Source organism: Porphyromonas sp. COT-108 OH1349 (assembly GCF_000768755.1).
GTDB lineage: Bacteria > Bacteroidota > Bacteroidia > Bacteroidales > Porphyromonadaceae > Porphyromonas_A > Porphyromonas_A canoris.
Window position 1 is genome coordinate 108,657 of the sequence record NZ_JRAH01000031.1, and the last position, 26,243, is coordinate 134,899.

Annotated in this window: 21 protein-coding genes and 1 riboswitch; of the genes, 13 read left to right on the forward strand and 8 right to left on the reverse strand. The window is 46.8% G+C overall.

The features are described 5' to 3' along the window. Positions 1-13: 13 nt before the first annotated feature. Complete coding sequence (locus tag JT26_RS07065) at positions 14-1,081, reverse strand: aldose epimerase family protein (RefSeq protein WP_036848145.1); 1,068 nt, start codon at positions 1,079-1,081, stop codon at positions 14-16. A 727-nt stretch (positions 1,082-1,808) separates the two neighbouring features. On the opposite strand from JT26_RS07065, the gene miaA reads away from it, so the two are divergent. Genes miaA through JT26_RS07085 form a run of 4 tightly spaced genes read left to right on the forward strand, consistent with a single transcriptional unit; the run spans position 1,809 to position 5,987 of the window. Continuing rightward, positions 1,809-2,741, forward strand: coding sequence for a tRNA (adenosine(37)-N6)-dimethylallyltransferase MiaA (gene miaA / locus JT26_RS07070; protein WP_036848148.1), 933 nt, complete (start codon positions 1,809-1,811; stop codon positions 2,739-2,741). Further along, positions 2,738-3,547: a 3-deoxy-8-phosphooctulonate synthase gene (gene kdsA / locus JT26_RS07075; protein WP_036848151.1), complete on the forward strand. Its 810-nt coding sequence runs from the start codon at positions 2,738-2,740 to the stop codon at positions 3,545-3,547. Before miaA ends, kdsA begins: the two co-directional genes overlap by 4 nt. 36 nt (positions 3,548-3,583) lie before the next feature. Further along, the gene (locus JT26_RS07080) at positions 3,584-5,065 is read left to right on the forward strand and encodes an arylsulfatase (RefSeq protein WP_052110421.1); all 1,482 of its coding nucleotides are present in this window, start codon (positions 3,584-3,586) and stop codon (positions 5,063-5,065) included. Between the two features lie 16 nt (positions 5,066-5,081). Beyond that, positions 5,082-5,987, forward strand: a complete 906-nt coding sequence (locus JT26_RS07085) for a nucleotidyltransferase (RefSeq protein ID WP_036848154.1) — start codon at positions 5,082-5,084, stop codon at positions 5,985-5,987. A 287-nt stretch (positions 5,988-6,274) separates the two neighbouring features. Here JT26_RS07085 and JT26_RS07090 read toward each other — a convergent pair whose 3' ends face one another. The 7 genes from JT26_RS07090 to JT26_RS07120 form a co-directional block, all read right to left on the reverse strand. Next, the gene (locus tag JT26_RS07090; protein ID WP_152567007.1) at positions 6,275-7,018 is read right to left on the reverse strand and encodes a HesA/MoeB/ThiF family protein; all 744 of its coding nucleotides are present in this window, start codon (positions 7,016-7,018) and stop codon (positions 6,275-6,277) included. Continuing rightward, positions 6,991-8,100, reverse strand: a complete 1,110-nt coding sequence (gene thiH / locus JT26_RS07095) for a 2-iminoacetate synthase ThiH (RefSeq protein ID WP_036848160.1) — start codon at positions 8,098-8,100, stop codon at positions 6,991-6,993. The genes JT26_RS07090 and thiH overlap by 28 nt, the downstream gene beginning before the upstream one ends. Before the next feature lie 28 nt (positions 8,101-8,128). Then, positions 8,129-8,899 carry a thiazole synthase gene (locus tag JT26_RS07100; RefSeq protein WP_036848163.1) on the reverse strand — a complete coding sequence of 257 codons (771 nt, stop codon included), beginning with the start codon at positions 8,897-8,899 and terminating at the stop codon, positions 8,129-8,131. 12 nt (positions 8,900-8,911) lie between these two features. Continuing rightward, complete coding sequence (gene thiE / locus JT26_RS07105; protein ID WP_052110422.1) at positions 8,912-10,909, reverse strand: thiamine phosphate synthase; 1,998 nt, start codon at positions 10,907-10,909, stop codon at positions 8,912-8,914. A gap of 42 nt (positions 10,910-10,951) precedes the next feature. Next, on the reverse strand, positions 10,952-12,724 hold the full coding sequence (thiC, locus tag JT26_RS07110; RefSeq protein WP_036848166.1) for a phosphomethylpyrimidine synthase ThiC: 1,773 nt from the start codon (positions 12,722-12,724) through the stop codon (positions 10,952-10,954). A 56-nt stretch (positions 12,725-12,780) separates the two neighbouring features. Further along, positions 12,781-12,981 (reverse strand): sulfur carrier protein ThiS, encoded by a 201-nt coding sequence (thiS, locus tag JT26_RS07115; RefSeq protein ID WP_036848169.1) that lies wholly within the window; start codon positions 12,979-12,981, stop codon positions 12,781-12,783. Between the two features lie 138 nt (positions 12,982-13,119). Further along, a riboswitch (TPP riboswitch) is annotated at positions 13,120-13,241 on the reverse strand. Positions 13,242-13,753: 512 nt separating this feature from the next. Further along, positions 13,754-16,597, reverse strand: a complete 2,844-nt coding sequence (locus JT26_RS07120) for a pitrilysin family protein (protein WP_036848172.1) — start codon at positions 16,595-16,597, stop codon at positions 13,754-13,756. A 454-nt stretch (positions 16,598-17,051) separates the two neighbouring features. On the opposite strand from JT26_RS07120, the gene JT26_RS07125 reads away from it, so the two are divergent. The 9 genes from JT26_RS07125 (at position 17,052) to JT26_RS07165 (ending at position 26,236) form a co-directional block, all read left to right on the forward strand. Next, positions 17,052-17,702, forward strand: a complete 651-nt coding sequence (locus JT26_RS07125) for a CoA transferase subunit A (RefSeq protein WP_036848175.1) — start codon at positions 17,052-17,054, stop codon at positions 17,700-17,702. Between the two features lie 21 nt (positions 17,703-17,723). Then, on the forward strand, positions 17,724-18,107 hold the full coding sequence (locus tag JT26_RS07130) for a hotdog domain-containing protein (RefSeq protein ID WP_036791144.1): 384 nt from the start codon (positions 17,724-17,726) through the stop codon (positions 18,105-18,107). A 148-nt stretch (positions 18,108-18,255) separates the two neighbouring features. Further along, complete coding sequence (locus tag JT26_RS07135; RefSeq protein ID WP_036848177.1) at positions 18,256-19,074, forward strand: 3-keto-5-aminohexanoate cleavage protein; 819 nt, start codon at positions 18,256-18,258, stop codon at positions 19,072-19,074. Between the two features lie 46 nt (positions 19,075-19,120). Beyond that, complete coding sequence (locus tag JT26_RS07140; RefSeq protein ID WP_036791139.1) at positions 19,121-20,161, forward strand: L-erythro-3,5-diaminohexanoate dehydrogenase; 1,041 nt, start codon at positions 19,121-19,123, stop codon at positions 20,159-20,161. Positions 20,162-20,166: 5 nt separating this feature from the next. After that, a complete protein-coding gene (gene ablA, locus JT26_RS07145) occupies positions 20,167-21,411 on the forward strand; it encodes a lysine 2,3-aminomutase (RefSeq protein WP_036848178.1) in 1,245 nt (414 codons plus the stop codon). A 27-nt stretch (positions 21,412-21,438) separates the two neighbouring features. Further along, entirely contained in the window at positions 21,439-22,440 is a 1,002-nt protein-coding gene (locus JT26_RS07150; protein ID WP_200879745.1) for a hypothetical protein, read from the forward strand. Further along, positions 22,437-23,837, forward strand: a complete 1,401-nt coding sequence (locus JT26_RS07155) for a hypothetical protein (RefSeq protein ID WP_036848181.1) — start codon at positions 22,437-22,439, stop codon at positions 23,835-23,837. The genes JT26_RS07150 and JT26_RS07155 overlap by 4 nt, the downstream gene beginning before the upstream one ends. A gap of 25 nt (positions 23,838-23,862) precedes the next feature. Continuing rightward, positions 23,863-25,419, forward strand: coding sequence for a lysine 5,6-aminomutase subunit alpha (locus tag JT26_RS07160; RefSeq protein WP_036848507.1), 1,557 nt, complete (start codon positions 23,863-23,865; stop codon positions 25,417-25,419). Between the two features lie 25 nt (positions 25,420-25,444). Beyond that, positions 25,445-26,236, forward strand: coding sequence for an OAM dimerization domain-containing protein (locus JT26_RS07165; protein ID WP_036791130.1), 792 nt, complete (start codon positions 25,445-25,447; stop codon positions 26,234-26,236). Positions 26,237-26,243: the final 7 nt, after the last annotated feature.

The following is a 26,243-nucleotide window of genomic DNA, read 5'->3' on the forward strand; positions in this document are numbered from 1 at the left end:
TTGTTTTTAGTTATTATCTCTCGACAGAAAAACGGAACTCGCTCTCCGAGTGGAACATCTCGCCCGGACGAAGAAGAGTAGAAGGATACTCCGGACGGTTTGGAGAGTCCGGATAGTGCTGTGTCTCGAAACAGACCGCCGAACGAGCAGGATAACGCTGATCGAACTTCCCTCTGATATTTCCGGTCATCCAGTTTCCGGTGTACACCTGCATAGCCGGTTCGGAAGAGAATACCTCCAATACGATGCCGGTCTTTGGCGATACACAGCGGCAGCAGAGCCCGTACTCTCCTTCCGGTTTATCTATTATGTAGCTGTGGTCATAGCCTCTCGCCCAGATGAGCTGGTCTATCGGCGTATCTATTCTCTCGCCTATGGTGTGCGGTGTAGTAAAGTCGAACGGAGTACCGATCACCGATTCCGGCTTGCCGTAGGGGATTGCCGTCTGATCCGTAGGCAGGTAGTGTTTGCCCTGAATGGTAAGAACGTGATCATGGATGGAAGCATCGCCCGCACCGGAAAGGTTGAAGTAAGAGTGGTTTGTGAGGTTCAGTACAGTAGGTGCCGTGGTTGTTGCCTCATAAGTCATGTGCAAAGCTCCTTCGCCGGTCATCTTATAGGTGAGCGTTGTAGTGAGTTCGCCCGGATAGCCTTCCTCTCCATCGGCAGAGACATACTCAAGTACAAGAGTGTCCGGTGTGGCATTCTTCACGCTCCAAACCTTGGCGTTGAACCCCTGAATACCGCCATGAAGCGAGCTGGAAGTCTGGTTGAGCGGTAGCGAAAAGGTCTTGCCGTCTATGGTGAACGATCCGTTGTTGATACGATTGGCATATCTGCCGCAGATACCACCGAAATACTGCTCTTCGGAGTCTATGAACTCTTGTAGAGAGTCGTGTCCCAAAACGACATCCACACGGTTGCCGTCCTTGTCCGGAACGATCAGTGAAACTACTTTTGCGCCAAAATTGGTAATGTAGGCCTCTACGCCTTTTCCGTTGGATAGGTGATAAAGATCCACCTCTTTCCCCTCATGAGAGGTCTTAAATAAGTTCCTTTGTGGAATATGAATATTGCTCATATCTGTATGTAATATTTATACTCATTCAAAAGTACTATTTTTTGTTGATATTCTTGCTGTAAAAGTTCTAAACAGAGAGACGGGAATAATTTATTTCCACTTACTCCCGAATATTATTCAAAGAATTTCTGTTTTTGCCTGTATTCGGACTGAAATATTACTCATTGAAGAGAGCATCTCTTCGATAAGAACATCCCACGTAACAGCGATGTTTATCTGCCGGGGCTTATCCTTTAGTGCTTTTCCCCGAAACCTTTAGTGCTTTTCTCTAAAACCTTTAGTGCTTTTCCCCGAAACCTTTAGTGCTTTTCTCCAAAACCTTTAGTGCTTTTCTCCAAAACCTTTAGTGCTTTTCTCCAAAACCTTTAGTGCTTTTCTCCGAAACCTTTAGTGCTTTTCTCCAAAACCTTTAGTGCTTTTCTCCAAAACCTTTAGTGCTTTTTCCCGAAACCTTTAGTGCTTTTCGCCCAAACCTTTGGAGAATCTTTTTCAAACCCGTTTGTAAAAACTTTTATCCCTTATCAAATCTTTCTCTAAACCGCTTCGCTTCCCCATTTCAAGGCTCGACCGGCAGAAATCACGCCTTGACCGGCAGGTTTCAAGCCTTGTTGCCTGCAAATCGGAGCTTGATTTGAAAAAGTTAATCGCTTCAAAGGAACTTTTTATGCTGTTGGGGAGTTTTTCTGAAGCAGTTCTTAATATCTATCATTAACGCTATCTTTGTTCTATGAACAAGGCGCAGAAAGATTTGGTGGTGATCATGGGACCCACAGCAAGCGGAAAGACAGCCGTGGCAGCCCATCTTGCTCTTCTTATGGGAGGCGTTATCTTGAGCGGAGACTCCCGACAGGTTTACAGAGGAATGGATATAGGAACAGGGAAAGACCTGGCAGACTACACCGTCTCCGGAGTAAACATCCCTTATTATCTCATCGACATCTGCGAGCCGGGCGAAGAGTACAACATCTTCAGGTATAAAAAGGACTTTGCCGAAGTGATGAATGCACTACCGAAAGAGACTCCGAAGATTCTTTGCGGCGGGAGCGGTCTTTACATCGAATCTGTTCTGAACGCCTACGAGATGGCAGATGTGCCGGAAGATCCGCTGTTTAGAAAAAGTCTCGAAGCCTTTAGCCTCGAAGAGCTGATAGAGCAGCTGAAAGCACACACCACTCTTCACAACAGCACGGATACCTCTTCACGAAAGCGTGTGATCCGGGCACTGGAGATAGCCAAACACTCTCACTCCGGCACACTTCCGCACAAAGGAGAGCCGCTCAGCTACGACCTTTTTGCAATAGAGATCAGCAGAGAGCTGAGACGGAAGAGGATCACCGAACGGCTTCATGCCCGTCTGCAAGAGGGGATGATAGAAGAGATCGAAGCGCTTTTGCGTGCCGGCGTACCGGAAGAGATGCTGTTGCAGTACGGACTCGAATACAGATACATCACTCTCTATCTAAGGGGCAAGCTAAGCCGTGAAGAGGCTGTTTCTCAGCTGGGAATAGCCATACATCAGTTTGCCAAAAGGCAGATGACATGGCTTAGAGGCATGCCGAAGCGAGGGCTTAACGTGGAATGGGTAACGCCCGAAGCCACTCCGGCAGAGACGGCACAGAAGATATTGGACAGAATAAAACAAAAACAAAACGAGATATGACCCTATTGGAAAGACTCACTTCAAGCAAAAACTTCTTCCTGCTTGCCGGTCCTTGCGCCATAGAAGACAGGGATACGGTGATGCACACGGCAGAAAAGCTGAAGGAGATAACAGAAAGACTACAGATTCCGCTCGTACTCAAAGGCTCTTACAGAAAAGCAAACCGCTCTCGGTTGGACTCTTTTACCGGAATAGGAGACGAGAAAGCGTTGAAGATTCTGCACGAAGCAGGCAAGACATTCGACCTGCCTACCGTAACGGATATTCACGAGACTTTCGAGGCGGAAATGGCTGCGGCATATGTGGATGTGCTTCAGATCCCGGCGTTTCTGTGCAGACAGACAGACCTTTTGGTGGCTGCCGCCAAGACCGGAAAGGTGGTGAACGTGAAGAAAGGACAGTTCATGTCTCCCTCCGGCATGCGCTTCTCCGCAGATAAGATCACCGAAAGCGGAAACCCTAACGTGATTCTGACGGACAGAGGAACAACGCACGGATATGGAGACTTGGTGGTGGACTTCCGAAGCATCCCCATAATGCAGGAGACGGGACACCCTGTGGTGATGGATGTAACCCACTCTCTGCAACAGCCCAACTCCTCTTCGGGCGTGACGGGAGGCTTACCGCATCTTATCGGGACCATCGCTCGCGCCGCCATCGCAGTGGGTGCGGACGGACTCTTTATAGAGACTCATCCCGACCCCTCAAAGGCTTTGTCGGATGGGGCTAATATGCTACCTTTGTCCAAGATAGAAGAGCTGCTCGGCTTGTGTGTTCGCATACGTGAAGCAGTGGCTCGACAGTAAAAGATTAGAACAAAAGATTTAGACCCCGAAAGAGATATGAAACAGAAAGCCTCTATCCTTACTGCAAGCGCTCTGCTTACAGGTCTGGTGGCTCCGGCTGTCGCTATGCAGAAAGGGCAACATCCTCTAAGAACAAAAGATGGGAAGCTGTTCAATGTGATCTATATCATGGCCGATGACTTGGGCTATGGCGATCTCAGCTTCTACGGGCAACAGAAATTTCGGACACCCGAAATAGATCGGCTCGCAGAGAGAGGAACGGCTTTCATGCAGGCTTATGCCGGAACATCGGTCAGCGCACCCTCGCGAGCAAGTCTGCTCACCGGCTTGCATACCGGACATACCCATGTGAGAGGCAACAGAGAGATAGCCCCCGAAGGACAGGAACCGGTAGGAGACAGCACCACTTACACCCTCGGCAAGCTCTTCAAGAGTGCAGGCTATGCAACCGGAATATTCGGGAAGTGGGGATTAGGCTATCCCGGCTCGGAAGCGACACCCGACAAGATGGGCTTCGATGAGTTTTTCGGTTACAACTGTCAGCGGATGTCTCACCGTTATTTCCCCGTTTACCTTTGGGATAATGACAAGAAAGTGTTCTACCCGGAGAATGAAAACGACGGCAGGAAGACCTTTTCGGGTCATGAGATTCACCGCCGGGCATTAAAGTTCATAGAGCATCATCAAGATGAACCGTTCTATGCGATGCTGACCTATACGCTTCCGCATGCAGAGCTTAATCTGCCTCACGACTCTATCTACCACTCATACGTCGGGAAGTTTCCGGAGGAGAAGCCGTTCGTTTACAGGGGCGGTTATCCCGCGTCGGAGCGTCCGTACACCTCTTTTGCCGCAATGGTTGCGCAGCTGGACGCGTACGTCGGAGAAGTGGTGCGGAAAGTGGAGGAGCTTGGAATGGCAGAAAGAACCATCATTATAGTAACCAGCGATAATGGTCCGCACAGAGAAGGCGGAGCGGATCCGGATTACTTCAAAAGCTATGGTCCATTGCGCGGTGTGAAGAGAGACCTTTACGAAGGAGGCATACGCGTTCCGTTCGTGGTCTATTGCCCCGGACTCATCCCGGCATCAAGGCAGGAAGAGACCCCGATAGCCTTTTGGGATTTGATGCCGACCTATGCCGCCATGGTGGGGCGCACGCTGCCTGCCAAAACGGACGGGCACAACATCCTGCCTCTGCTTATGGGGAAAAAGCAGCCGAAGCTATCGAAGCGCACACTCTACTGGGAGTTTCATGAAGATGGAGGCAAACAGGCGGTACGTCTTGGCGATTGGAAGCTGATCCGAACTAAGATAGCAACCGGAGCACCCAAGCTGGAGCTGTTCAACATCGCCAAAGACATCAGGGAGGAACAGAACCTCATCGACCGCTATCCGAAGGTGGCGAAAAGCCTTGAAGCTATCATGGAGAGGGAGCGTACGGAGTCGAAGCTGTTCGATTTTGGTCGAGTCTCTTTTCTTAAGCGCACGCAGACACAAAAGAGTACCACAAACTAAACATAAGATATAAGATATGAAGCCAACACTATTTGTTCTCGCTGCCGGAATGGGTAGCAGATACGGCGGACTCAAACAGCTCGATGGCGTGGGTCCAAGCGGAGAAACCATCATGGACTACTCTATCTACGATGCTCTCCGTGCCGGTTTCGGAAAGCTTGTCTTCGTGATCCGAAAAGATTTTGAAGAAGATTTCCGCAAGATCATTGTCTCAAAATATGAGAAGCACATCCCGGTTGAAGTGGTTTTCCAGGCGATAGACGCTCTACCCGAAGGCTTCAAAGCACCGGAAGGAAGAGAGAAACCATGGGGAACGAACCATGCCGTGATGATGGGCGAGAGCGTGATCGACGAGCCGTTTGCCGTGATCAATGCAGACGATTTCTACGGCAGGAACAGCTTTGAAGTCCTTGCCGAAGAGCTTCGCAGCATGGCAGGTACCACAGGAAAATACTGCATGGTGGGTTATCGGGTCGGCAACACGCTTTCCGAGAGCGGTACGGTGGCTCGCGGTGTGTGCGAAAAGGATGCCGACGGCTACCTTACGACCGTTGTGGAGCGTACCGATGTTGCCAGAGTGGACGGCAAGATCTGCTTCACCGGAGACAATGGCGAGAAGGTCGAGACGGACGAACTCACTCCCGTTTCCATGAATATGTGGGGGTTCACTCCGGACTATTTTGCTCACTCGACCACGGCTTTTGTAGACTTTTTGCGTGAAAACATCAACAAGCCGAAGGGCGAATTTTATATCCCCTTGGTGGTAAACAATCTGATCCGAGACGGAAAAGCCACCTGTAAAGTACTCGATACGACCTCCAAGTGGTTCGGTGTAACCTATGCGCAAGACCGTCCCGAAGTGGTGGCAAAGCTCCAAAAGCTTGTGGATGAGGGCGAATACCCTAAGAAGTTGTTCTCTTAAACTCCCTGCAAGGAGCGCAGACTCCAACCGTCAATCCCAAAAACATAGCAGCATCAGCCGGAAGAGATCCTCTCCCGGCTGATGTTTTTATATCCGGAATCGCCATCCGACCTCCCTTTTGCTCTTCTCCGAAACGGCTTTGAAAGAAGAAAATACACCTCTCCGAAACGGAAAGAAAAAACTTCTGAAACCAACGGGATAAAGCCTGAGCAAAAAAGCTGTATAGCTTTCCTCAGATTCCTGTGGTGTTTTCTTGGAATTGTTTTTGCGGTTTTCTCTGTTTCCTGTTATGGCGCGATGTCAAAGAGATCGATGTCGAGCGTCAAAGTATTGACCCTGAGTATTTTCCCCGATAGAGTGGAGGGGAGTCCGAGCAGAACTTTGACCGCCTCGGCAGCCATGAATGAGCCGATCACGCCGGCAGTAGCCCCAAGCACTCCCACGACAGAACGGTCGGAGGCAGGGTCGTAGTCGGCAAAAAGATCGCGATACCCGCCACTGCCGTTGTGGTGAAACAGCGAGGTCTGACCGGTGAACTCCGACACGGCTCCATACAGATACGGAATGGAGAGCGCCGCAGCCGTCTCATCCATCAGGTAGCGAGTGGCAAGATTGTCGCAACCATCAATCAAAAGGTCATATCCGGCAGCTATGCGCATTGCATTCTCCGCAGAGAAAGGTTCGTTGTAAGCGACCGGCGAGCAAGCAAAATCGAGCTTGCGCAGACGCTCCGCCGCCACAATGGCTTTCGGCCTGCCCAGATCTTCCTCCCGATAAAGGATCTGACGCTGGAGGTTGGAGAGGCTCACGGTATCGAAGTCGACAATCCCGATCTGCCTCACTCCGCATGCAACGAGATAGTAAAGGATGGGAGAAGCGAGTCCGCCCGCACCCACAACCAATACTTTCTTGGAGGAGAGCCGGCGTTGTCCCGCCTCTCCGATCTCAGGGAGCATGGTCTGCCTCCGGTATCTCTCCGAGAAAGAGGCTTGAAGAGAAGTGTTCACATCCATTCGTCCCAGTCTTTCCACACAGGTTCGTACCCTTTTGCTCTGATTGCCACAGCCATCTCTTCCACGCTTCTTCCATCGTTTATGACAAACTGTTCCAGCTCTTTGTGAGGAGCGGAAGCGTATCCGCCCGGCTCTGTGCTCGAGGCTGCACTCATCGTCGTAACGCCTATGCGCATTGCCATGTCCCGGAACTCCGCACTCTCTCTGGTGGAAAGAGATATATCAACTTCCGGGTCGAAGATACGGTAAGCGCATATCAGCTGTGCCATCTGTCTGTCGCTGATAGGATCTTTCGGCATGAAAGATCCGACATGAGGACGCAATCGAGGCAGAGAGATGGAGTATTTGGTCCTCCAGTGAGAGCGCTCCAGATAACGCAGATGAAGGGCAGTGAAGAAAGAGTCGGTACGCCAGTTTTGAAGTCCGAGCAGAGCACCTATACCTATTTTATTCACTCCCGCAGTACCGCAACGGTCGGGAGTCTCCAGCCTGAAGCGGAAGTTTGCTTTCTGTCCGCGGGGATGAAAGTCCGGATAGGTGCGTTCGTTATAGGTCTCCTGATAGACACAGACATAGCTGATACCGGCATCGACCAAGCGGGCATACTCTTCCGTCAGAAGAGGCTGAACCTCCAAAGAGATCTGCGCAAAGTGAGGACGCACGGCTTTTACGATCTTCTCGTAGTAGTCCGCATCCGTCAGACGAGGAGCCTCTCCCGATACAAGAAGAAGATGTCGGAAGCCCCACCTTTTCAGTACCTCTATCTCTTCCATCACCTGATCCACTTCCAGCTTTACTCTGTGAATCTTGTTATGACAGTTGAAACCGCAATAGACACAAGAGTTGGAGCAGTGGTTCGATACATAAAGCGGAATGTACATCTGGATGGTACGACCATAACGTCTCAGTGTAAGCTCTTCCGCCTTCTTCGCCATCTCTCTTAGAAACGGTTCTGCGGCGGGAGAGATAAGGGCTTTGAAATCTTCCGGAGTGCAACGCTCCTTGGATAAAGCTATCCGCACATCCCGGTCTGTCTTGTTGAAGATGGAGTTCTCTTCGGTATCCCAGTCGTGTTTGATCAGTTCGTCATAAAAGGTCATTGTCTCTCTTGTTTCAGGTTGGCACATCTTAATCGTTGAAAAATCCGTCTATCGGAGAAGTTGCAGACGCGCAGTTCATCACCGCCGGCAATCCTGCTTCATAGGCTATGCGCCCTGCCTCTACGGCAAGTTTGAACGCTCTTGCCATAGCCACGGGATCGCCCGCACTGGCAATAGCGGTATTGACAAGCACTGCATCGGCTCCCATTTCCATCGCTTCCGACGCATGAGAGGGAGCACCAAGACCGGCATCTATCACTACCGGGACGCGGCTCTGTTCGATAATGATCCTAAGCAGATCGCGAGTAGAAAGTCCTTTGTTGGTGCCTATCGGAGCACCGAGAGGCATTACCGCCGCCGCTCCTGCTTCCTCCAAATATTTACACAAGATAGGATCAGCCTGAATGTAAGGCATTACTATAAACCCCTCTTTAGCCAATACTTCCGTGGCTTTAAGCGTCTCGAACGGATCGGGCAAAAGGTACTTGGGGTCGGGATGAATCTCCACCTTTATTATACGAGAGCCGAATGCCTCGTATGCCAAACGTGCTGCAAAGATTGCCTCTTCGGCGTTCCGCGTTCCGGATGTATTGGGCATCAGCTGCACTCCGGGGCGTCTTATCGCTTCCACGAGACGGTCATGCTCATTGTCCGTTTCCACTCTCTTCAAAGCCACAGTTACCAGCTCCGAGCCGGATGCATCTATTACCCGATACATCTGTTCGTTGGAAGCAAACTTCCCGGTGCCCAAAAACAGACGGGACGAGAAGCTCTGATCTGCTATGATAAGCTTTTCCATACTTTTTTATCTCTATCTCTTTGGTTTATTAAATTCTCTATTCACTGCCTCGACAAGGGCAACACTCTCTTCGTAGGGAGACTTGGCACGGTTGATAAGCCCCGAAAGCGCAACGCCTTGTACTCCCATCCCCGCAAGTTCTCCCAAATCTTCTTTCACGATACCTCCTATTGCAAAGAGAGGAAGAGGCAGGGGGAGCTGCCGGTTATAGGCAACCAATCTCTGCATACCCTCTTTCCCCAGTATCGGACTCAAGAGTCTCTTTGTCTCCGTATGTCTGTAAGGTCCCACTCCCACGTAGTCCACGCCTTGAAGAGCCCTCATTGCAATATCTTCCGGTCGGTTGCATGTTCCTCCCACAATCTTATCAGGTCCCAATCTTTTGCGAGCTTCCGATGGCGCAATATCTTTCAAACCCAAATGCACGCCATGTGCATCGCAGGCAAGAGCCACTTCGACATCATCATTGATAATGAGAGTACCGCCGTAGCTGTCCACCAACTTTTTCAGCGGAAGAGCCAAAGAGAGCCTCTCCGATGAGGTTGCCTCTTTCATCCGAAGCTGAATCCATCTCACTCCGGCATCAAGAGCAGCTTTCGCCCGGCTCAATACCTCTTCTTTGTCGTAACTGTCGGTGATATACTGCAAACGGCACGCCGAGAGTCTCGCCTTTTTAGAGAGCAAGCCCGAATGGTCATGAGTGCCAAGGAGAGTGGTATTGGAGCGACGAAGAGCATCCACCAAAAGCTGGGATAAACGACATGCCGTCGGAAGATCGTACCCTTGCGCCAGTCGTGTGGCTATACCTGCGGAGAGGACACATCCTGTCCCATGCTTATCCCAAGGGGTCTTCGGAACGGTGAAGACGCGGCTCGTACCATCCGACAACAGGAGAATATCTTTCACGCAAGATGATTCGGAAAAATCTCCATGCCCTCCTTTCAGCAGGATATTCACACGATATTTTTGAGCCAAAACCATCAACTTCTCCGGCTGAACGGTACCAAACAACCGCTGACACTCGGGAAGATTGGGAGTTATAAGAGTGATGCTCTCCAACAGCTGCTCCAAGACATCTTCCTCCCAACGTTCATGGAGCGCATTATCCGAGGCTGACGCTTTCAATACAGGGTCCCAAACAATATGCCTTACTCCGTTCTTCTTCAACACCGAAGCGATGCGAAGAGCATCTTCAAGAGAACTCACAAGTCCGATCTTGGCAGCCAACGGACGATGTTTTTCCAAAAGACATCTCAGAGGAGCCTTTATCTGCTCGGCGGGTATGGGCATACACTTCTCAAAATGAAGCTCATGCTGTATCGTAAGAGCCGTGATAACGGAAAGGGGATAACCGCCCAAAGCCTCTATGGCTCTTATATCTGCCGCCACGCCTGCACCCGAACAAGGGTCATGCCCGGCGATGGTAAGCACTTCGGGACGAGGAAGTCGGAGAAAAGCCTCTTCAAGATTTTCCCCTGCCTCTGCAAGGTATCCCAAAACGGCACAACCCGAAAAGCCCCAATCCGAAACCCTGACAGCTCTCTCCGGAGTGATACCACCCAAAGCGATGACCGAGAATGGAAGCGAGGAGAGTTCGGCTCTGCACCGCTCTCTATCCAGGCTTCCCTGATAACCGGGCTTGGATATGCTGTCGAACAGAGGGCTCAAAAGGGCATACGAAGGCACGAACGGCAATGCGCCCAACTCCTCTATGCTGTGAGCAGAAACGGATATCCGCCCCACTCTCTCCTGCCATTCCGCATACTCGGAGAGGCGATCGGAGCGGAGATGAACTCCTCCAACTCCGGCGGTCTCCACCAAATCGAAATGGTCGCAAAGCACCACTCTGTGCCGATACTCCGGCTCGATGGCACATATTGCCGCTTTGTAAGCCTCATGGGAAGCGTTCGGAAGTCGCAGATGAAGAGCTTCCAATCCCAAGGCAAACAGGCTGTTGTATCTGCCTATAACCTTAGGGGAAGCATCGGGAGGTGTTATTACTATAAGCATTGTTCCTTATCTCGTTAGGGAATAGATGTGTTCTTCTCCTGTTTATGCTTCCTCTTTTATTCTGTTGTGCAGGTTTTTGGACGCACGCATAGAGCAGAAATGTTCTCCGCACATCGAGCAGAAGTGAGCCGTCTTATGCCCCTCTGCCGGGAGTGTTTCGTCATGAAACTTCAGTGCGGTCTCGCTATCCAAAGCGAGGTGAAACTGATCTCTCCAGCGGAATTCGTATCGAGCCTTGCTCATGGCATAGTCTCTGAAGTAAGCCGAAGGGTGTCCCTTGGCAAGGTCTGCCGCATGAGCTGCCAGCTTGTAGGTAATCACACCCTCCTTTACATCGTCTCTGTTCGGAAGACCAAGGTGTTCTTTCCGTGTAACATAGCAGAGCATGGATGTGCCGTACCACCCTATCATGGTTGCTCCGATAGCGGATGTTATATGGTCGTATCCCGGTGCAATGTCTGTAACCAACGGGCCGAGCGTGTAGAATGGAGCCTCATTACAGAGTTCGATTTGCAGCTCCATATTTTCCTTTATCTTCTGCATGGGAACGTGTCCGGGTCCTTCGATTATAACCTGCACATTGTGTCGGTCTGCAATGCGAGCCAGTTCTCCCAGTGTGCGAAGCTCGGCAAACTGCGCCTCATCATTGGCATCCGCAATGCTTCCGGGGCGAAGACCGTCACCGATGGATACCGCCACATCGTAGCGTGCAAGGATCTCGCAAATCTCTTCGAAGTGTTCGTAAAGGAAGCTCTCCTGCTTGTGCATCGTACACCAATTCGCCATAATGGCTCCTCCACGAGAGACTATGCCGGTAAGCCTGTTCATTGTGAGCGGAATGTGTTGCCAACGAAGACCGGCATGGATAGTGAAGTAGTCCACCCCTTGCTCCGCCTGCTCTATGAGGGTATCCTTGTAGATCTCCCAGTTGAGCTTGGAAACATCTCCTTTTACCTTCTCTAAAGCCTGATAGAGAGGCACTGTACCCACCGGTACGGGCGAGTTTCTCACAATCCATTCACGTGTTTCGTGGATGTTGCGACCGGTGGAGAGATCCATTATTGTATCCGCTCCCCAGCGAATAGCCCACACTGCCTTCTCCACCTCTTCCTGAATGGAGCTGGTCAGAGGCGAGTTCCCGATATTGGCATTCACCTTTACCAGGAAGTTCCGACCTATAACCATCGGTTCGCTTTCGGGGTGGTTGATATTGGCAGGCAGGATGGCACGACCGGCTGCTATCTCTTCACGGACGAACTCCGGCGTGATAAGCTCCGGAAGATGTGCGCCGAACGACTCCCCTTTCTCCTTCTTGTACTGCTCTTTGATCTGATCGCAGAGCTGATTTTCACGGATAGCCGCATACTCCATTTCGGGAGTGATGATACCCGCTCTGGCATAAGCCAGCTGTGTAACGCACTTGCCCTCCTGCGCCACAAGCGGATGATCTTCCAGGTGTTCAAAGCGAAGATAATCGAGACGACTGTCTGCACGACGCTCTCGACCATATTCGGAAGTGAGGTTCTCCAACCTCTCCGTATCTCCGCGAGCGGCTATCCACTCTTGGCGGAGCTTGGGCAGTCCCTTGCGTGGATCCGCATGATAGTCCGGATCTGTATAAGGACCGGAAGTGTCGTACACCACTACCGATTCGTTTTCTGTCCGTACACCCTTGTCGTCAATAGTAGGAGAGAGATCTATACGGCGCATCGCCACTCTAATATTGTGCATCTTGCCGGGAACGTAGATCTTTACGCTGCCGGGCAGAGGCCCTGTCGAAATAGTCAGATTTTCTGTTTGGTCTTTTGCTCTCATCTTATAGCTTTTTCTTTTTGATGTTATTGTGTGATATGTTTTCTGCGTTGTGTGGTTCATCCGCCCCGTACTGCTCCGATGATGAGTATATCATCTCCCGGTCGGATTATGGTCTCTGCCCATGCCGTACGCTTGATGATGGTTTTATTGATAGCGACGGCGACATGCCCATTCTCCCATCCATGCTCTTTCAGGATGGTTTCCAGCGAACTGTTTTCCGGTATCTCTATCCGTTCTCTGTTGAGTGTAATCTCCATATTTCCCCGTAGATTTAATACGTTAAACAAGCATACAAATAAAAAAAGGCAGCTAAGCCGAAGACTTAACCACCATGAATATCAAAGGGGAAAATGGACAAAATATAAAGCTGCAACCATGGCGCAAACGCGCCACCGTATGATGAAGACTTCTTTTCCCTACGCCAGCATTATCCGGATCAGGTTACGGGTATCATCTCAGCCTATACACGATATTCTGCTTACACAGATCCATATATATGGCACCCCCAAGAATGTTGATGGGTTAGTCTTTTTGCCTAACCGAGCACAAAGGTACACTATTTCCCGAAAGATCAAATGTTTTTTATAAAAAAGTAGCCGACAGAGGGCAAGAAGATAGACATTCCCACTCTTTATTCCTTCTCCTGCCCCCCTTTTACCCCCACCCATTTTTCTCCAAACGTGTCTAAAAGTCTTTCTAAACGTGTACACTTCCGCTTTTTAACAGATTAAAAAGTGAAAATCAAGGTTTGAATACCGGAAATCAAGCCATGATACCCTACATTCAAAGCTCGACTTCCAACGCTCAAAGTTTGACTTCCAAAAGTCGGGGCTTGAATGAAAAATGTAGAAAGGTTCAAGGGAAGATCTGTTCGTATTAAATCTCTTTTGTAAACAGGTTCGGGAGAAAAAGATGTGCGGAACAGAGCAAGAGTGGAAGCAGAGCAGACCAAATGAGAAAAGGAGAGAAGAGGTACTGTGCCTCTTCTCTCCTTTTTGGATATAGGGTATTGATCCGTGAGGGATCTGCTTATTTGCCTTCTTCTTTTACGCCCTTGAATACCACTTCAAAGTATCTGCCGTTTGCAAGGATTTCCTTGAGGTAGGCTTGTATGCCTTGAGGAGTGATGGACTTCAATGTCTTCAAGTAGTCTGTGTGAAAGTCTTCACCATACTCGATTTCCCTCCAAATAAGCCCCAACCAATATGAGTTTTCGTTGAGACGTTCGTGGTAGTTCTTCTCCATGTTAAGGATACTTTTTTCAAGGTAAGAGCTGTCTATGCCTTTTTCAGCCATTTCCTTAAGCTCGCTCTTCACTTTGTTGTTGAGAGCTTCTGCCTTTTCAGGAGCTGTGTTGAAGACGATGTTGAGTCTCTTTGTAGCCACAGGGTATCTGCTGTAAGAGCCGTTTACGGATACGCCATAAGTACCTCCCTCTTCTTCTCGAATGGATTTGGTGTACTGTTGGCTGAGGACAGCTGTAAGAAGATCCATCTTGAGTTCGTTTTCAAGAGAGATTTTGCCATCTGCGGCATAAAGATCCACAACCACAGCCAGAGGTGTATCCACTGTCTTGGAGAAGTGGTTTATTCGACCTTTTGCAGCAGTTCCGGGAACTTTATCACTCATTGCTTTTTCTCTGACCTTAGTGGCAGGAAGAGAGGCGATATACTGCTCTACGAAGGGCTTAATCTCTTCTTCTGTAAAGCTACCCACAAGAGCGAAAGTGAAGTCGCCTGCATTGGAGAAACGTTCTTTGTAGATTGCCATGATGCGGTCGTAGTTGGCCTTTTCAAGGTTCTCTACAGAAAGGGCTGCCACTCGCTTATCGTTGTTGAAGATTGTCGCCGAGATGCTGTCCGGCAATACGGACATAGGGTTGGCCTTTTGGCTGTTGAGGTTGCTGATGGTGCGTTCTTTGAATGCTTGATAAGCTTCTTTGTCTGTGCGCTTGGCTGTGAAGTTGAGGTAAAGAAGCTGGAACATGGTTTCCAAATCGTCCTTTGTGGATGATCCTGATACGTTTTCGCCAACATAGTCTACCGATGTAGACACGGAAGCAGAACGACCTGCAAGAACCTTTGGAAGGTCTGTTGCAGAGAACTGTGCCAATCCACCCACTTCAATGGCAGAACCGAATACTTTGGCGTTATCCAACTCTTTTTCGTAATAAGGCAGGAGACCTCCCTTGCTGCGACCGCTCAAAAGGATCTGGTTCTCTTTCAATGTTGTAGGCTTGACGTAAACCACGGCACCGTTGCTGAGTGTCCACTTGTCTGCACCAAAGGATATGTTTTTCTCTACTTTGGTTACCTTGCCCGGTTTAGGCAGTGTCTCCATCAACTTAACGTTTGAAACAGTCTCCTTGATAGGCTCTACCGCTATCGCGTTTGCCTCTTTGTACATCGCCAAAGTGGCTTCCTTTGTAGGCATTTCCACACCTTCTTTCTCCGGTCCGAGTACCATGATGGAAAGGTTGTCGTATGGAGCGATGAGGCTTTGCTGTACATACTGATTGAGTCCTGCAAGAGGAATGTTTGGAGCAAGCTGGTCAAACATCATCTTCTTAGTCTCCGGAGTGAGGAGCATACCACCCTTAAGGAAGTACTCTTTATACTCTTCGGCATAAGAAGCATTCTTACGGTTTGCCTTGCCTTTTACCGCATTGTCGAGGTTTTTAAGGAACTCTGTTTTGGCACGATCGTATTCACCTTGAGTGATACCGTATTTTATAAGTCTGTTCTTCTCTGCCACCAGTGCGTTCATAGCCTCTTTAAGTCCACCCTCTTTTACTTGTGCCGTAAAGCCAAAAGCATCTTTGGTTACTGCAAAACCAAGCAAACTGCCATCTTCGACACCGGCTCCGAGGAATGGTGCATTAGGTTTATGTGCGATCTCTTCCAAGCGTTCGTTCATGGCATAAGTAACCACATAGGAAAAGTATTCCAAAAGAATGCCCTTGATAGAAGCACGATCTTCTCTTGAAAGAGCGTCTCTCTTGTAGTTGAGCATGAGTAAAGTCATTGGAGATTCCTTGTCTGTGGCAATACCTATAAGGGGTTCTTGGTGATCTTCAACCTTAGTATATACACGCTCGGCAGCATCCGGACCGGGAGCAGGAATGTCTTTGAAAATCTCTTTGATCTTGTTTTCGACATAATTCACATCAACATCTCCCACGATGATGAGACCTTGAAGATCCGGGCGATACCACTTCTTGTAGTAGTCTCTAAGCTCTTGATACTTGAAACCATTTACTACCTCCATGCTACCTATAGGCATACGCTTGCCATAAAGGTTGCCTTCAGGGAAGATGTTAGGTAGAACTTTCTCAAGCATTCGAGAGAATGCGTTACGACCGCCTCTCCATTCTTCGGTAATCACACCGCGCTCTGCGTCGATCTCTTTTTCTTCCAAAGAGATACATCCGGACCAGTCGTGCAAGATGAGCAGGCAGGAGTCCACAATGCCTTGACGGGTAGTAGGAGCGTCCATGATGGTGTAAACGGTTTCGTCAAAACCGGTATATGCGTTGAGATTGTAACCGAAACGCACACCTACTTTTTCGAGATAATTTATAAGGTTCTTGCCCGGAAAATTCTTTGTTCCGTTAAAAGCCATGTGCTCGAGGAAGTGAGCCAAACCGCTTTGAGAGTCTTCTTCAAGAATGGAACCTACTTTCTGAGCGATGTAGAAGTGGGCACGTTCTTTGGGTTCGGTGTTGCGACGAATGATGTAAGTGAGACCATTGTCCAACTTACCTACACGAACCTCTTGGTCTGTCGGAATCTCTTGAGCATAAGCCACTGTTCCGAAACTACAGAGTAGCGCCACAAGAGCCACTCCTCTTGAGATTAGTTTTTTTAGATTCATTTTGGTTTTGTACGTATTAGTGATGAATTTTGTGTCCTGATATATGAGCAGGGCAAAGATAGTCAAAAAGCACTATAAGAAAGAGAATTAGATATTCTTTTTTTATATAGCTCCGTTTTATTTGGAAAACGTACAGGGGAAAAATCTAAAGATCCTTATGAAGGGATCTTTTTTGACAAAAACATCCCTATGCCTGTTCCTGAAAAGGTCTTATTCTTGAAATACCGGAAAAAGAATAGCCCCAAGAAGTGTGGTTTTTTGCAGACACAATTTTTTTTCCTTACATTCGCATTGCCAGAAGAAAACCTTTTTGAAAAAGACAGATGAGTATGGGTAAAAAGGTGTTCCCTGGAAGATGAAAAAACGACACTGAAGAATATAGAATACAATAATATAAGAAGTAGATGCTCTGCAAATAAAGGCAGGCTTTACAACGTAAAAACTATTACACCACATGGCTAAGAAGTTGATCTCTGCGGCTGAAGCAGCCGCGAAAGTAAAAGACGGCATGACTCTCATGATTGGCGGCTTTCTTGGAAACGGATCCCCTGAAAATATCATAGACCTTCTTGTAGAGAAAGGCGTGAAAGACTTGACTCTCATCGTGAATGACTCCGGATTTCCGGACAAAGGATGTGGGAAGCTTGTTGCAAATAATCAAGTAAAAAAACTGATTGTTTCTCACATCGGCACTAATCCTCACTCAGGAGAAAAGATGCGTAATGGCGAGATGGAGATAGAGTTTTCTCCTCAAGGGACATTGGCAGAACGCATCCGTTGTGGTGGCTCCGGACTTGGAGGTGTACTTACTCCGGTCGGCTTAGGTACCATCATAGAAGAAGGGAAGCCCCAAGTGGAAGTGGATGGAAAGATCTTTCTGTTGGAGAAACCTCTGCGTGCGGATATTGCTTTGATAGGTGCTTCCACAGGAGACGAAATGGGTAACCTTATATATAAAGGTACAACCCAAAACTTCAATCCACTTATGGCTATGGCTGCCGATCTTGTCATTGCAGAGATTGAAGAGATAGTCCCGGCAGGCTCTTTGGCTCCGGAGAGCATACACACGCCTCATATCTTTGTTGATCATATCGTACAACACTAATGAAATAGAACTTTTAATAGTATGAAAAAATCGTTGATTCGCGTGCGCATGAGTTCTCATGACGCTCACTATGGTGGAAATCTTGTAGATGGAGCAAAGATGCTCCAACTTTTTGGAGATGTTGCAACCGAACTTCTTATCGCTCAAGATGGAGACGAAGGTCTCTTTGTCGCGTATGATAACGTGGAGTTCCTTAATCCTGTATTTGCCGGAGACTATATCGAAGCGACAGGAGAAATCACAAAATTGGGCAACACTTCTCGTAAAATGGTATTCGAGGCGAGAAAGGTAATCCGCCCAAGAACAGATATTTCTGCTTCTGCAGCTGATGTCTTGGAAGAACCTATCGTGGTGTGTCGTGCCAGCGGAACATGCGTGGTGCCTAAAGAGTGTCAAAGAAAATAAATCTTCTTGATCCTTTGGTCCTTTAACAAGATCGGGGGATAGAAATGCGAATAAGTTCTTTAACAAGAAATTACTAACACCGAGCAAGTATCGGGTGAAGCGTGTCTCGTCTCTCTCGTTCTTTTGCTCCTTATCAGAAATAGACACAATGGAAAAACTTATTATCACAGCAGCTATCTCCGGAGCGGAGGTAACTAAAGAACACAATCCCGCAGTACCTTACACTGTGGAAGAGTGCGTAAGAGAAGCAAAGTCTGCATTTGATGCAGGAGCAAGTATCATCCATCTGCATGTCCGCCGGGATGATGGTACTCCGACCCAGGATAAGCAAAGATTCAAAGAGGTAATGGATGCCATCTACGCAGCTTGTCCGGGCGTTATCATTCAACCTTCTACGGGAGGAGCTGTGGGTATGACAAATGATGAACGTCTTCAACCTACCGAACTCAAACCCGAAATGGCAACTTTAGACTGCGGAACACTCAACTTCGGCGGAGATGAAGTATTCACAAACACAGAAAATACAATCAAGTATTTCGGGCAACGCATGATAGAATTGGGCATTAAGCCCGAACTTGAGGTGTTTGACAAGAGTATGATCGACATGGCGCTCCGCCTGGCAAAAAAAGGATATATCCAATCTCCGATGCACTTTGACTTTGTAATGGGGGTAAATGGAGGTATTGCCGGAGAGATGAGAGACTTTGTTTTTCTTCGTGGCAGTATTCCAAGCGATGCTACTTATACCGTAGCAGGAGTAGGTCGATACGAATTTCCGTTAGCCATGCTTGCCATTATAGATGGAGGTCATGTGCGTGTCGGATTTGAAGACAATGTATTTATCTCTAAGGGCGTATTGGCTAAATCTAATGGAGAGCTTGTGGAGAAAGTTGTTGCAATGGCAAAAATGTTCGGCAGAGAGATTGCCACTCCTGATGAAGCAAGACAAATTTTAAGTATCAAATAAGGACTAAACAAAGTATTCTAACAAAAAAATAATTGAAACAACCGTTATGAAAAAAGGCAATAAGTACGGAACACACCGCGTGATAGAACCGGTAGGCGTTCTTCCACAACCGGCAAATAAGATCGACAACAATATGGATGAGATCTATGACAATGAGATACTCATCGATGTACAAACTCTAAATATAGACTCGGCTTCTTTCACAGATATTTCTGCTCGTGCAAATGGCGATGAAAAGAGAATTGCTGAGATCATGATGGAAATAGTAGAGAAACAAGGCAAGCACCGCAATCCTTGGACAGGTTCGGGTGGTATGCTTCTCGGAACTGTGGAAAAAATCGGAGATGCTCTTGTAGGTAAGACAGACCTTAAGGTCGGTGACAAAATAGCTACTCTTGTTTCTCTTTCACTAACCCCACTACGAATAGACAAGATCAAAGAGATTCGTAAAGATGTGGATCAAGTAGACATAGACGGAAAAGCTATCTTGTTCGAGAGTGGTATCTATGCTAAAATTCCGGCAGATCTCCCCGAAAAATTGGCTCTTTCTGCTCTTGACGTAGCAGGAGCTCCGGCTCAAACAGCAAAACTTGTTCGTCCGGGTGATACAGTGGTAATTATTGGAGCGGGTGGTAAGTCCGGTATGCTTTGCTGCTATGAGGCAAAAAAACGTGCGGGTGTAACCGGTAAGGTTATTGGCATTACTCATTCTCAAAAGAGTACGGATCGTCTTATCTCTTTAGGTTTTTGTGATCATGTATTCTCGGCAGATGCAACTCAACCTGTTCCCGTATTGGAAAAGATAGAGGCTCTTACCAATGGAGAACTTGCTGATGTAACAATCAACAATGTTAACATACCTGATACAGAAATGACAAGCATCCTTATCACTAAGGATACAGGTATAGTTTACTTCTTCTCTATGGCTACAAGCTTTACGAAAGCGGCTCTTGGAGCAGAAGGTGTAGGTAGCGACGTGACTATGTTGATCGGTAACGGTTATACCAAAGGACACGCTGAAATCACTCTTCAAGAACTCAGAGAGTCTGAAGCTCTAAGAAAGATTTTCACAGAACTCTACGCATAAGCCTTATGAGAGAAAGTAATAGGAAACTGTTCTTTCCGAATGTTTCAGATGAAGAATGGAACGATTGGAAATGGCAGGTAAAAAACAGAATAGAGACTGTCGAAGACCTTAAAAAGTATATTTCTCTCACACCGGAAGAGGAGCAAGGGATTCGAGAAAGCCTCAAGACTATAAGAATGTCTATCACACCTTACTATTTAAGTTTGATAGATCCCAACGATCCTCATGACCCGGTAAGAAAGCAGTCTATTCCGACAGAAAATGAGCTTCATGTAAGTCCTTCGGATTTACAGGACCCTCTTCATGAAGATAGCGACTCTCCTGTTCCGGGACTTACACACCGCTATCCGGACAGAGTTTTATTCCTCATCACGGATATGTGTGCAATGTATTGCAGACACTGTACAAGACGTCGCTTTGCCGGACAAAGAGACGCTGCTTCTCCTCAAAAGCGTATAGATGCGTGCATAGACTACATAGCACGTACTCCTCAGGTAAGAGACGTTCTACTTTCCGGAGGAGATGCTCTTCTTATGAGCGACTCCAAGATTGAGTACATACTGCAACGTCTTAGAGAAATTCCTCATGTGGAAATTATCCGCTTCGGATCAAGAACTCCGGTTGTAATGCCTCAGCGTATTACTCCTGAGTTTTGTGAAATGATAAAGAAGTATCATCCGATATGGCTGAATACGCACTTTAATCACCCGAACGAGATAACAAAGGAGTCGTCAGAAGCTTGTGCACGTTTGGCAAATGCCGGTGTCCCTTTGGGAAATCAAAGCGTACTCCTGCGTGGAATCAATGATTGTACTCATATTATGAAGAAGCTGGTACATGAGTTGGTAAAAATCCGTGTTCGTCCTTACTATATCTATATATGTGACCAAAGTATGGGTATCGGACACTTCCGTACTCCTGTATCTAAGGGTATAGAAATCATTGAGAATCTTCGCGGACATACTTCCGGCTATGCAGTACCGACTTTCGTTATAGATGCTCCCGGTGGTGGCGGTAAAATACCGGTTATGCCATCGTACATGATCTCTCAAAGTCCTAATCGTGTGGTAGTGCGCAACTACGAAGGTGTTATAAGCACTTATACCGAACCGGAAGATTATGTAGAAGAGTGTCACTGCGAGGGGTGCAAGAAGCAGAAAGCCAAAGAAGGCGTTGCTGCACTATTGGGAGGTCAACAACTTTCCATAGAACCTAAAGAACTTGCAAGACACAAACGGAACGAACACTAAGGCAAAAGACCATGCCCCCTTAAAAGTATGCCTTTTATAAAAGACATATTAGAGCACGAGAGTGTATCCATCGTTGGCTTGGAGAAGAATACCGGAAAGACAGAGTGTCTTAATTATATTCTTCGTAGAATAAGCACGATGGATACCTCTATTGCTTTAACTTCTATTGGGGTGGATGGCGAAGATACCGATCGTGTAACCAGGACACCGAAGCCGGAAATAACCATATATGAAGGGATGACCTTTGTTACTTCTGAAAATCACTATCAAAGGCGCAGGCTCATCTCCGAAATATTGGATGTCAGTAGTGAACAAACGGCTTTGGGAAGACTCATAACAGCACGTTCCGTACTATCGGGGAAGTGTTTGATCTCAGGTCCATCCAATACGACGGGTACAAAAAGACTGATAAAGCGACTAAAGGGACTAAATATAGAGACAACATTGGTAGATGGAGCTCTCTCCCGTATGAGCTTGGCTTCTCCGGCTGTAACGGATGCCATGGTACTTGCAACAGGAGCCGCTCTTTCTGCCAACATTTCTCAACTCGTGCGTCAAACACAGTTTGTAAAACGGCTTATAGGTATCTCGGCTATTGAATCTGCCTTAGCCTCATCCCTATCAAACATAACGGGAGGGATTTGGGCTGTTGATGAAAATGATGCGATTCATGATTTGGGAATACCGTCGATTTTCTTGGCAGAGAAAAGCACCAAAGAGCTATTTGGTTTTGGGAATAGGATATACGTATCGGGGTTGGTAAGTGATAAGTTCTTGGAGACTCTCAGATTACAAAAAAGAAATGTAGAGCTGATTGTTCAAGACTTTACAAAGCTATTTCTCTCTCCCAATGTCCTTGATGCCTACGAAAGGGAAGGAAATATTGTAAGAACTCTTCAACAAACCAATCTCATAGCCGTTACCATAAATCCTCTGGCTCCAAATGGGATCTGCCTCAATTCGGATCTACTGAAAGAAGAGATGCAAGAGGCTCTGCAAATCCCGGTATATGATATTAAAAGAATATGATGTCGATTAAGCAAGCGATAGAAGAGATAAGCGGATTTCGCTTTATGCTTGAGGATTTGAGCATTCTCTCTCCTGTTGGGCGCAGATGCCTTTCAGAGTCTCCGTTCCTGACCGATAAGACAGAAATAGAACAAGCTCTTTCTGAAGTAGAGTTGCTAAAAGAAAGATTACTCTCTCCGGAATTCAAAGAACCTGTTACTGTCATGGAAGTAAAGTTGATGCAGTTAAGAGATATCAAAGGAACTCTTTCAAGCCTGTCAGCAAAGGTTCAACTGACCGATATAGAGCTCTTTGAGATAAAAAATTTGGCTCTATTAGCGGTACACTGCCGGGAATTGGGAGAGCAGCTAAATCTTTCTTTCCTATTCGTTCCTGACTTGGAACCTGTTGTTGACTTGCTGGACCCGGAAGGCAAACGCATCCCTCATTTTTATATCTATGATTCTTACTCTCCGACTCTGGCTTCACTAAGGGCTCAAATACGACACATGGCAGAAAAGGGCTATCCGGAAGAGGAAATAGAGAGTGTACGTATTCAGTCTGTTCGTCTTGAAGATGACATTCGTACAACCTTGACAGCCAAACTGCAAGAATATGCATCAAGCCTTGTTGTAGCTCTGAATGAAATGGGACATTTGGATCTCTTATTGGCTAAAGCTAAGCAAGCGATCAAAATGACCCTCTGCAAGCCTTCAATAGTCGAGGAGAAGACATATTTTGAGGGACTATTCCATCCGGAAGTCAGTACTTACTTAGAGGAAAAAGGAAAAAGGTTTCAGCCCGTTGATGTAGTTTTACCCCAAAGTCCAACCGTGGTTACCGGAGCAAATATGGCCGGGAAGAGTGTTCTCCTGAAAAGTATTGCTCTTGCACAAACCTTGACACAGTTTGGATTTTTTATTCCGGCAACCTCTGCAACAGTTGCTCCGGTAAAAAGGATTGCCATAATATCCGGAGACGGAGAAGATGAAAGCAGAGGCTTATCTTCTTATGCTTCTGAAATGCTAAAAGTCAACGACATTGTTTTAGAAGCACAAAAGGGAACGTCTATGCTGGCCCTCATAGACGAATTGGCAAGAACAACGAATCCGGTAGAAGGACAAGCCATTGTATGTGGAATGTTGGAGTTTTTGGTAAAAGAGAATGTACGTGCCGTTATTACCACTCACTACGGCATAGATATGCCTGTAAGAAAACTTAGAGTAAAAGGTTTCAGAGAAGAAAGGTGTACTTCCGGCAAAGTAAGCGTAGAGCATATAAATGATTATATAGACTATTCATTAGAAGAGACCACAGCACGAGATGTGCCTCATGAGGCTATCCGTATAGCTGAGATAGTAGGAGTAAACGATGAATTGCTTCTACACGTCAAAAGACATTTGAAGAATAACATATAAAATAAAAGTATCAGCAGTAGCAATGATGCAGAAAAGTAAATTAGGAATAGACTTTAAGGATGTAGAGTACGCAAGAAGCGTTGCTCGAAAGATTGCAGATGGAGTGCAAGATTTCGTAAAAGATTACTCTACTGTGGCGGTGGAACGCACACTTTGCCGCCTCATAGGTGTGGACAATGTAGATGCTAATGGAGTACCTCTACCCAATGTTCTTGTCGATGATCTTAAAAGCAAAGGGGTATTAGAACATGGTGTTCTCTTCTTTTTGGCGAATGCAATGGCTGCAACCAAGCTTTCAGCCCAACAGATCGCTGAAAAAGTAGGAGCCGGAGAAATGGATATTACTTCTTTCCCTTACATTTCCAAAGAAGAAGTAGCAAAGACACTGAAGCCTTCTGTAGATGAAAGTATCACTAAGATTTCAGATAGACGCAAGAAAAGAGAACACTATCTGGCTACTATCGGTGAAGGTCCTAAGCCTTATCTCTATGTGATTGTTGCTACCGGTAATATATACGAAGATGTTGTACAAGCAGAAGCTGCTGCAAGGCAGGGAGCAGATATTATTGCCGTAATTCGTACCACTGGGCAGAGTCTTCTCGACTATGTCCCTTATGGTGCCACGACAGAAGGTTTTGGAGGAACATTTGCGACTCAGGAAAACTTCCGAATTATGCGTCAAGCATTGGACAAAGTCGGAGAAGAAGTCGGGCGATACATTCGTCTCTGTAACTATTGTTCCGGACTATGTATGCCGGAGATTGCAGCAATGGGAGCATTGGAAGGCTTGGATGTCATGTTGAATGATGCGCTTTATGGTATTCTCTTCCGCGACATCAATATGCAACGAACTCTTGTTGACCAATTCATGTCTCGTGTCATCAATGGTTTTGCAGGAGTTATTATAAATACAGGAGAGGACAACTATCTCACAACTGCAGATGCAGTAGAAGAAGCTCATACGGTATTGGCTTCTGATATCATCAATGAACAGCTTGCACTTCTTGCCGGTCTTCCGGAAGAGCAAATGGGACTCGGTCATGCCTTTGAAATGGATCCAGAACTTGAAAATGGTTTCTTATATGAGTTGGCTCAAGCACAGATGACAAGAGAGATCTTCCCAAAAGCTCCTCTAAAATATATGCCTCCGACAAAGTTTATGACAGGAAATATCTTTAGAGGACACCTCCAAGATGCCCTGTTTAATATGATTGGAATTTGGACACATCAAGGTATTCAGCTCTTGGGAATGCCTACCGAAGCTATCCATACTCCATTTATGAGCGATAGATATCTTTCCATCGAAAATGCAAAATATATCTTCAACAACATGCGTTCCATAGGAGAAGAGATGGAATACAAGGAGGGAGGCATTATTCAAACAAGAGCAAAAGAAGTCTTGGCTAAGACTATCAAACTACTGGATGAACTCGAAAAAGTAGGACTTTTTACTGCTATTGAGAAAGGAATCTTTGCAGATGTAAAGCGTCCTATGAATGGAGGTAAAGGTCTTGCAGGAGTTGTAATGAAGGGAGAACACTATTATAATCCTTTCATAGAGATTATGAACCCGGTAAAATAGTAACATCTAACAATCGTATATTTACATGAGCGGAGGATTATATTCTACAGAAGCCAACGATTTCGACCAAACGCTGGATCTGACTAAAATAAAGCCATACGGAGATACCATGAATGATGGTAAAACTCAAATCAGTTTTACTCTTCCGGTACCTGCCGGAGATGAAGCCATTGAAGCAGCAAAACAACTTTTACGAAAAATGGGATTTGACAATCCCCAAATAGTGTATCACAAAGAACTGACGGAAGGATTTACATTCTTCAACTGCTACGGCAGCTCTACCGTGACAATTGACTACACTCAGATTCATGTTCCTAAGGTTGACTCTGAAAAGTGGGACATGCAAATGACTGATGACTTTATCAAAGAGCATATTGGTCGTAAAATTGTTGTGGTAGGTGCGAGTACGGGGACGGATGCTCATACAGTGGGTATTGACGCAATCATGAACATGAAAGGATTTGCAGGACACTATGGTTTGGAACGCTACGAAATGTTTGAAGCACTCAATATGGGAAGTCAGGTATTAAATGAAGATTTTATAGCCAAAGCGATAGAGATAGGAGCGGATGCTCTTCTTGTTTCACAGACCGTTACCCAAAAGGATGTACATATAAAAAACATGATAGAGTTAGTGGAAATGTTGGAGGCAGAAGGTCTCAGAGATAAAGTTATATTGTGTGCAGGAGGCCCTCGTATCTCCCATGAGCTTGCAAAAGAGTTAGGATACGATGCCGGATTTGGTATGAATACTTATGCCGATGATGTTGCTTCTTTTGTTGCACAAGAATTAGACCGAAGACTTAATAAACAATAAAACCTAT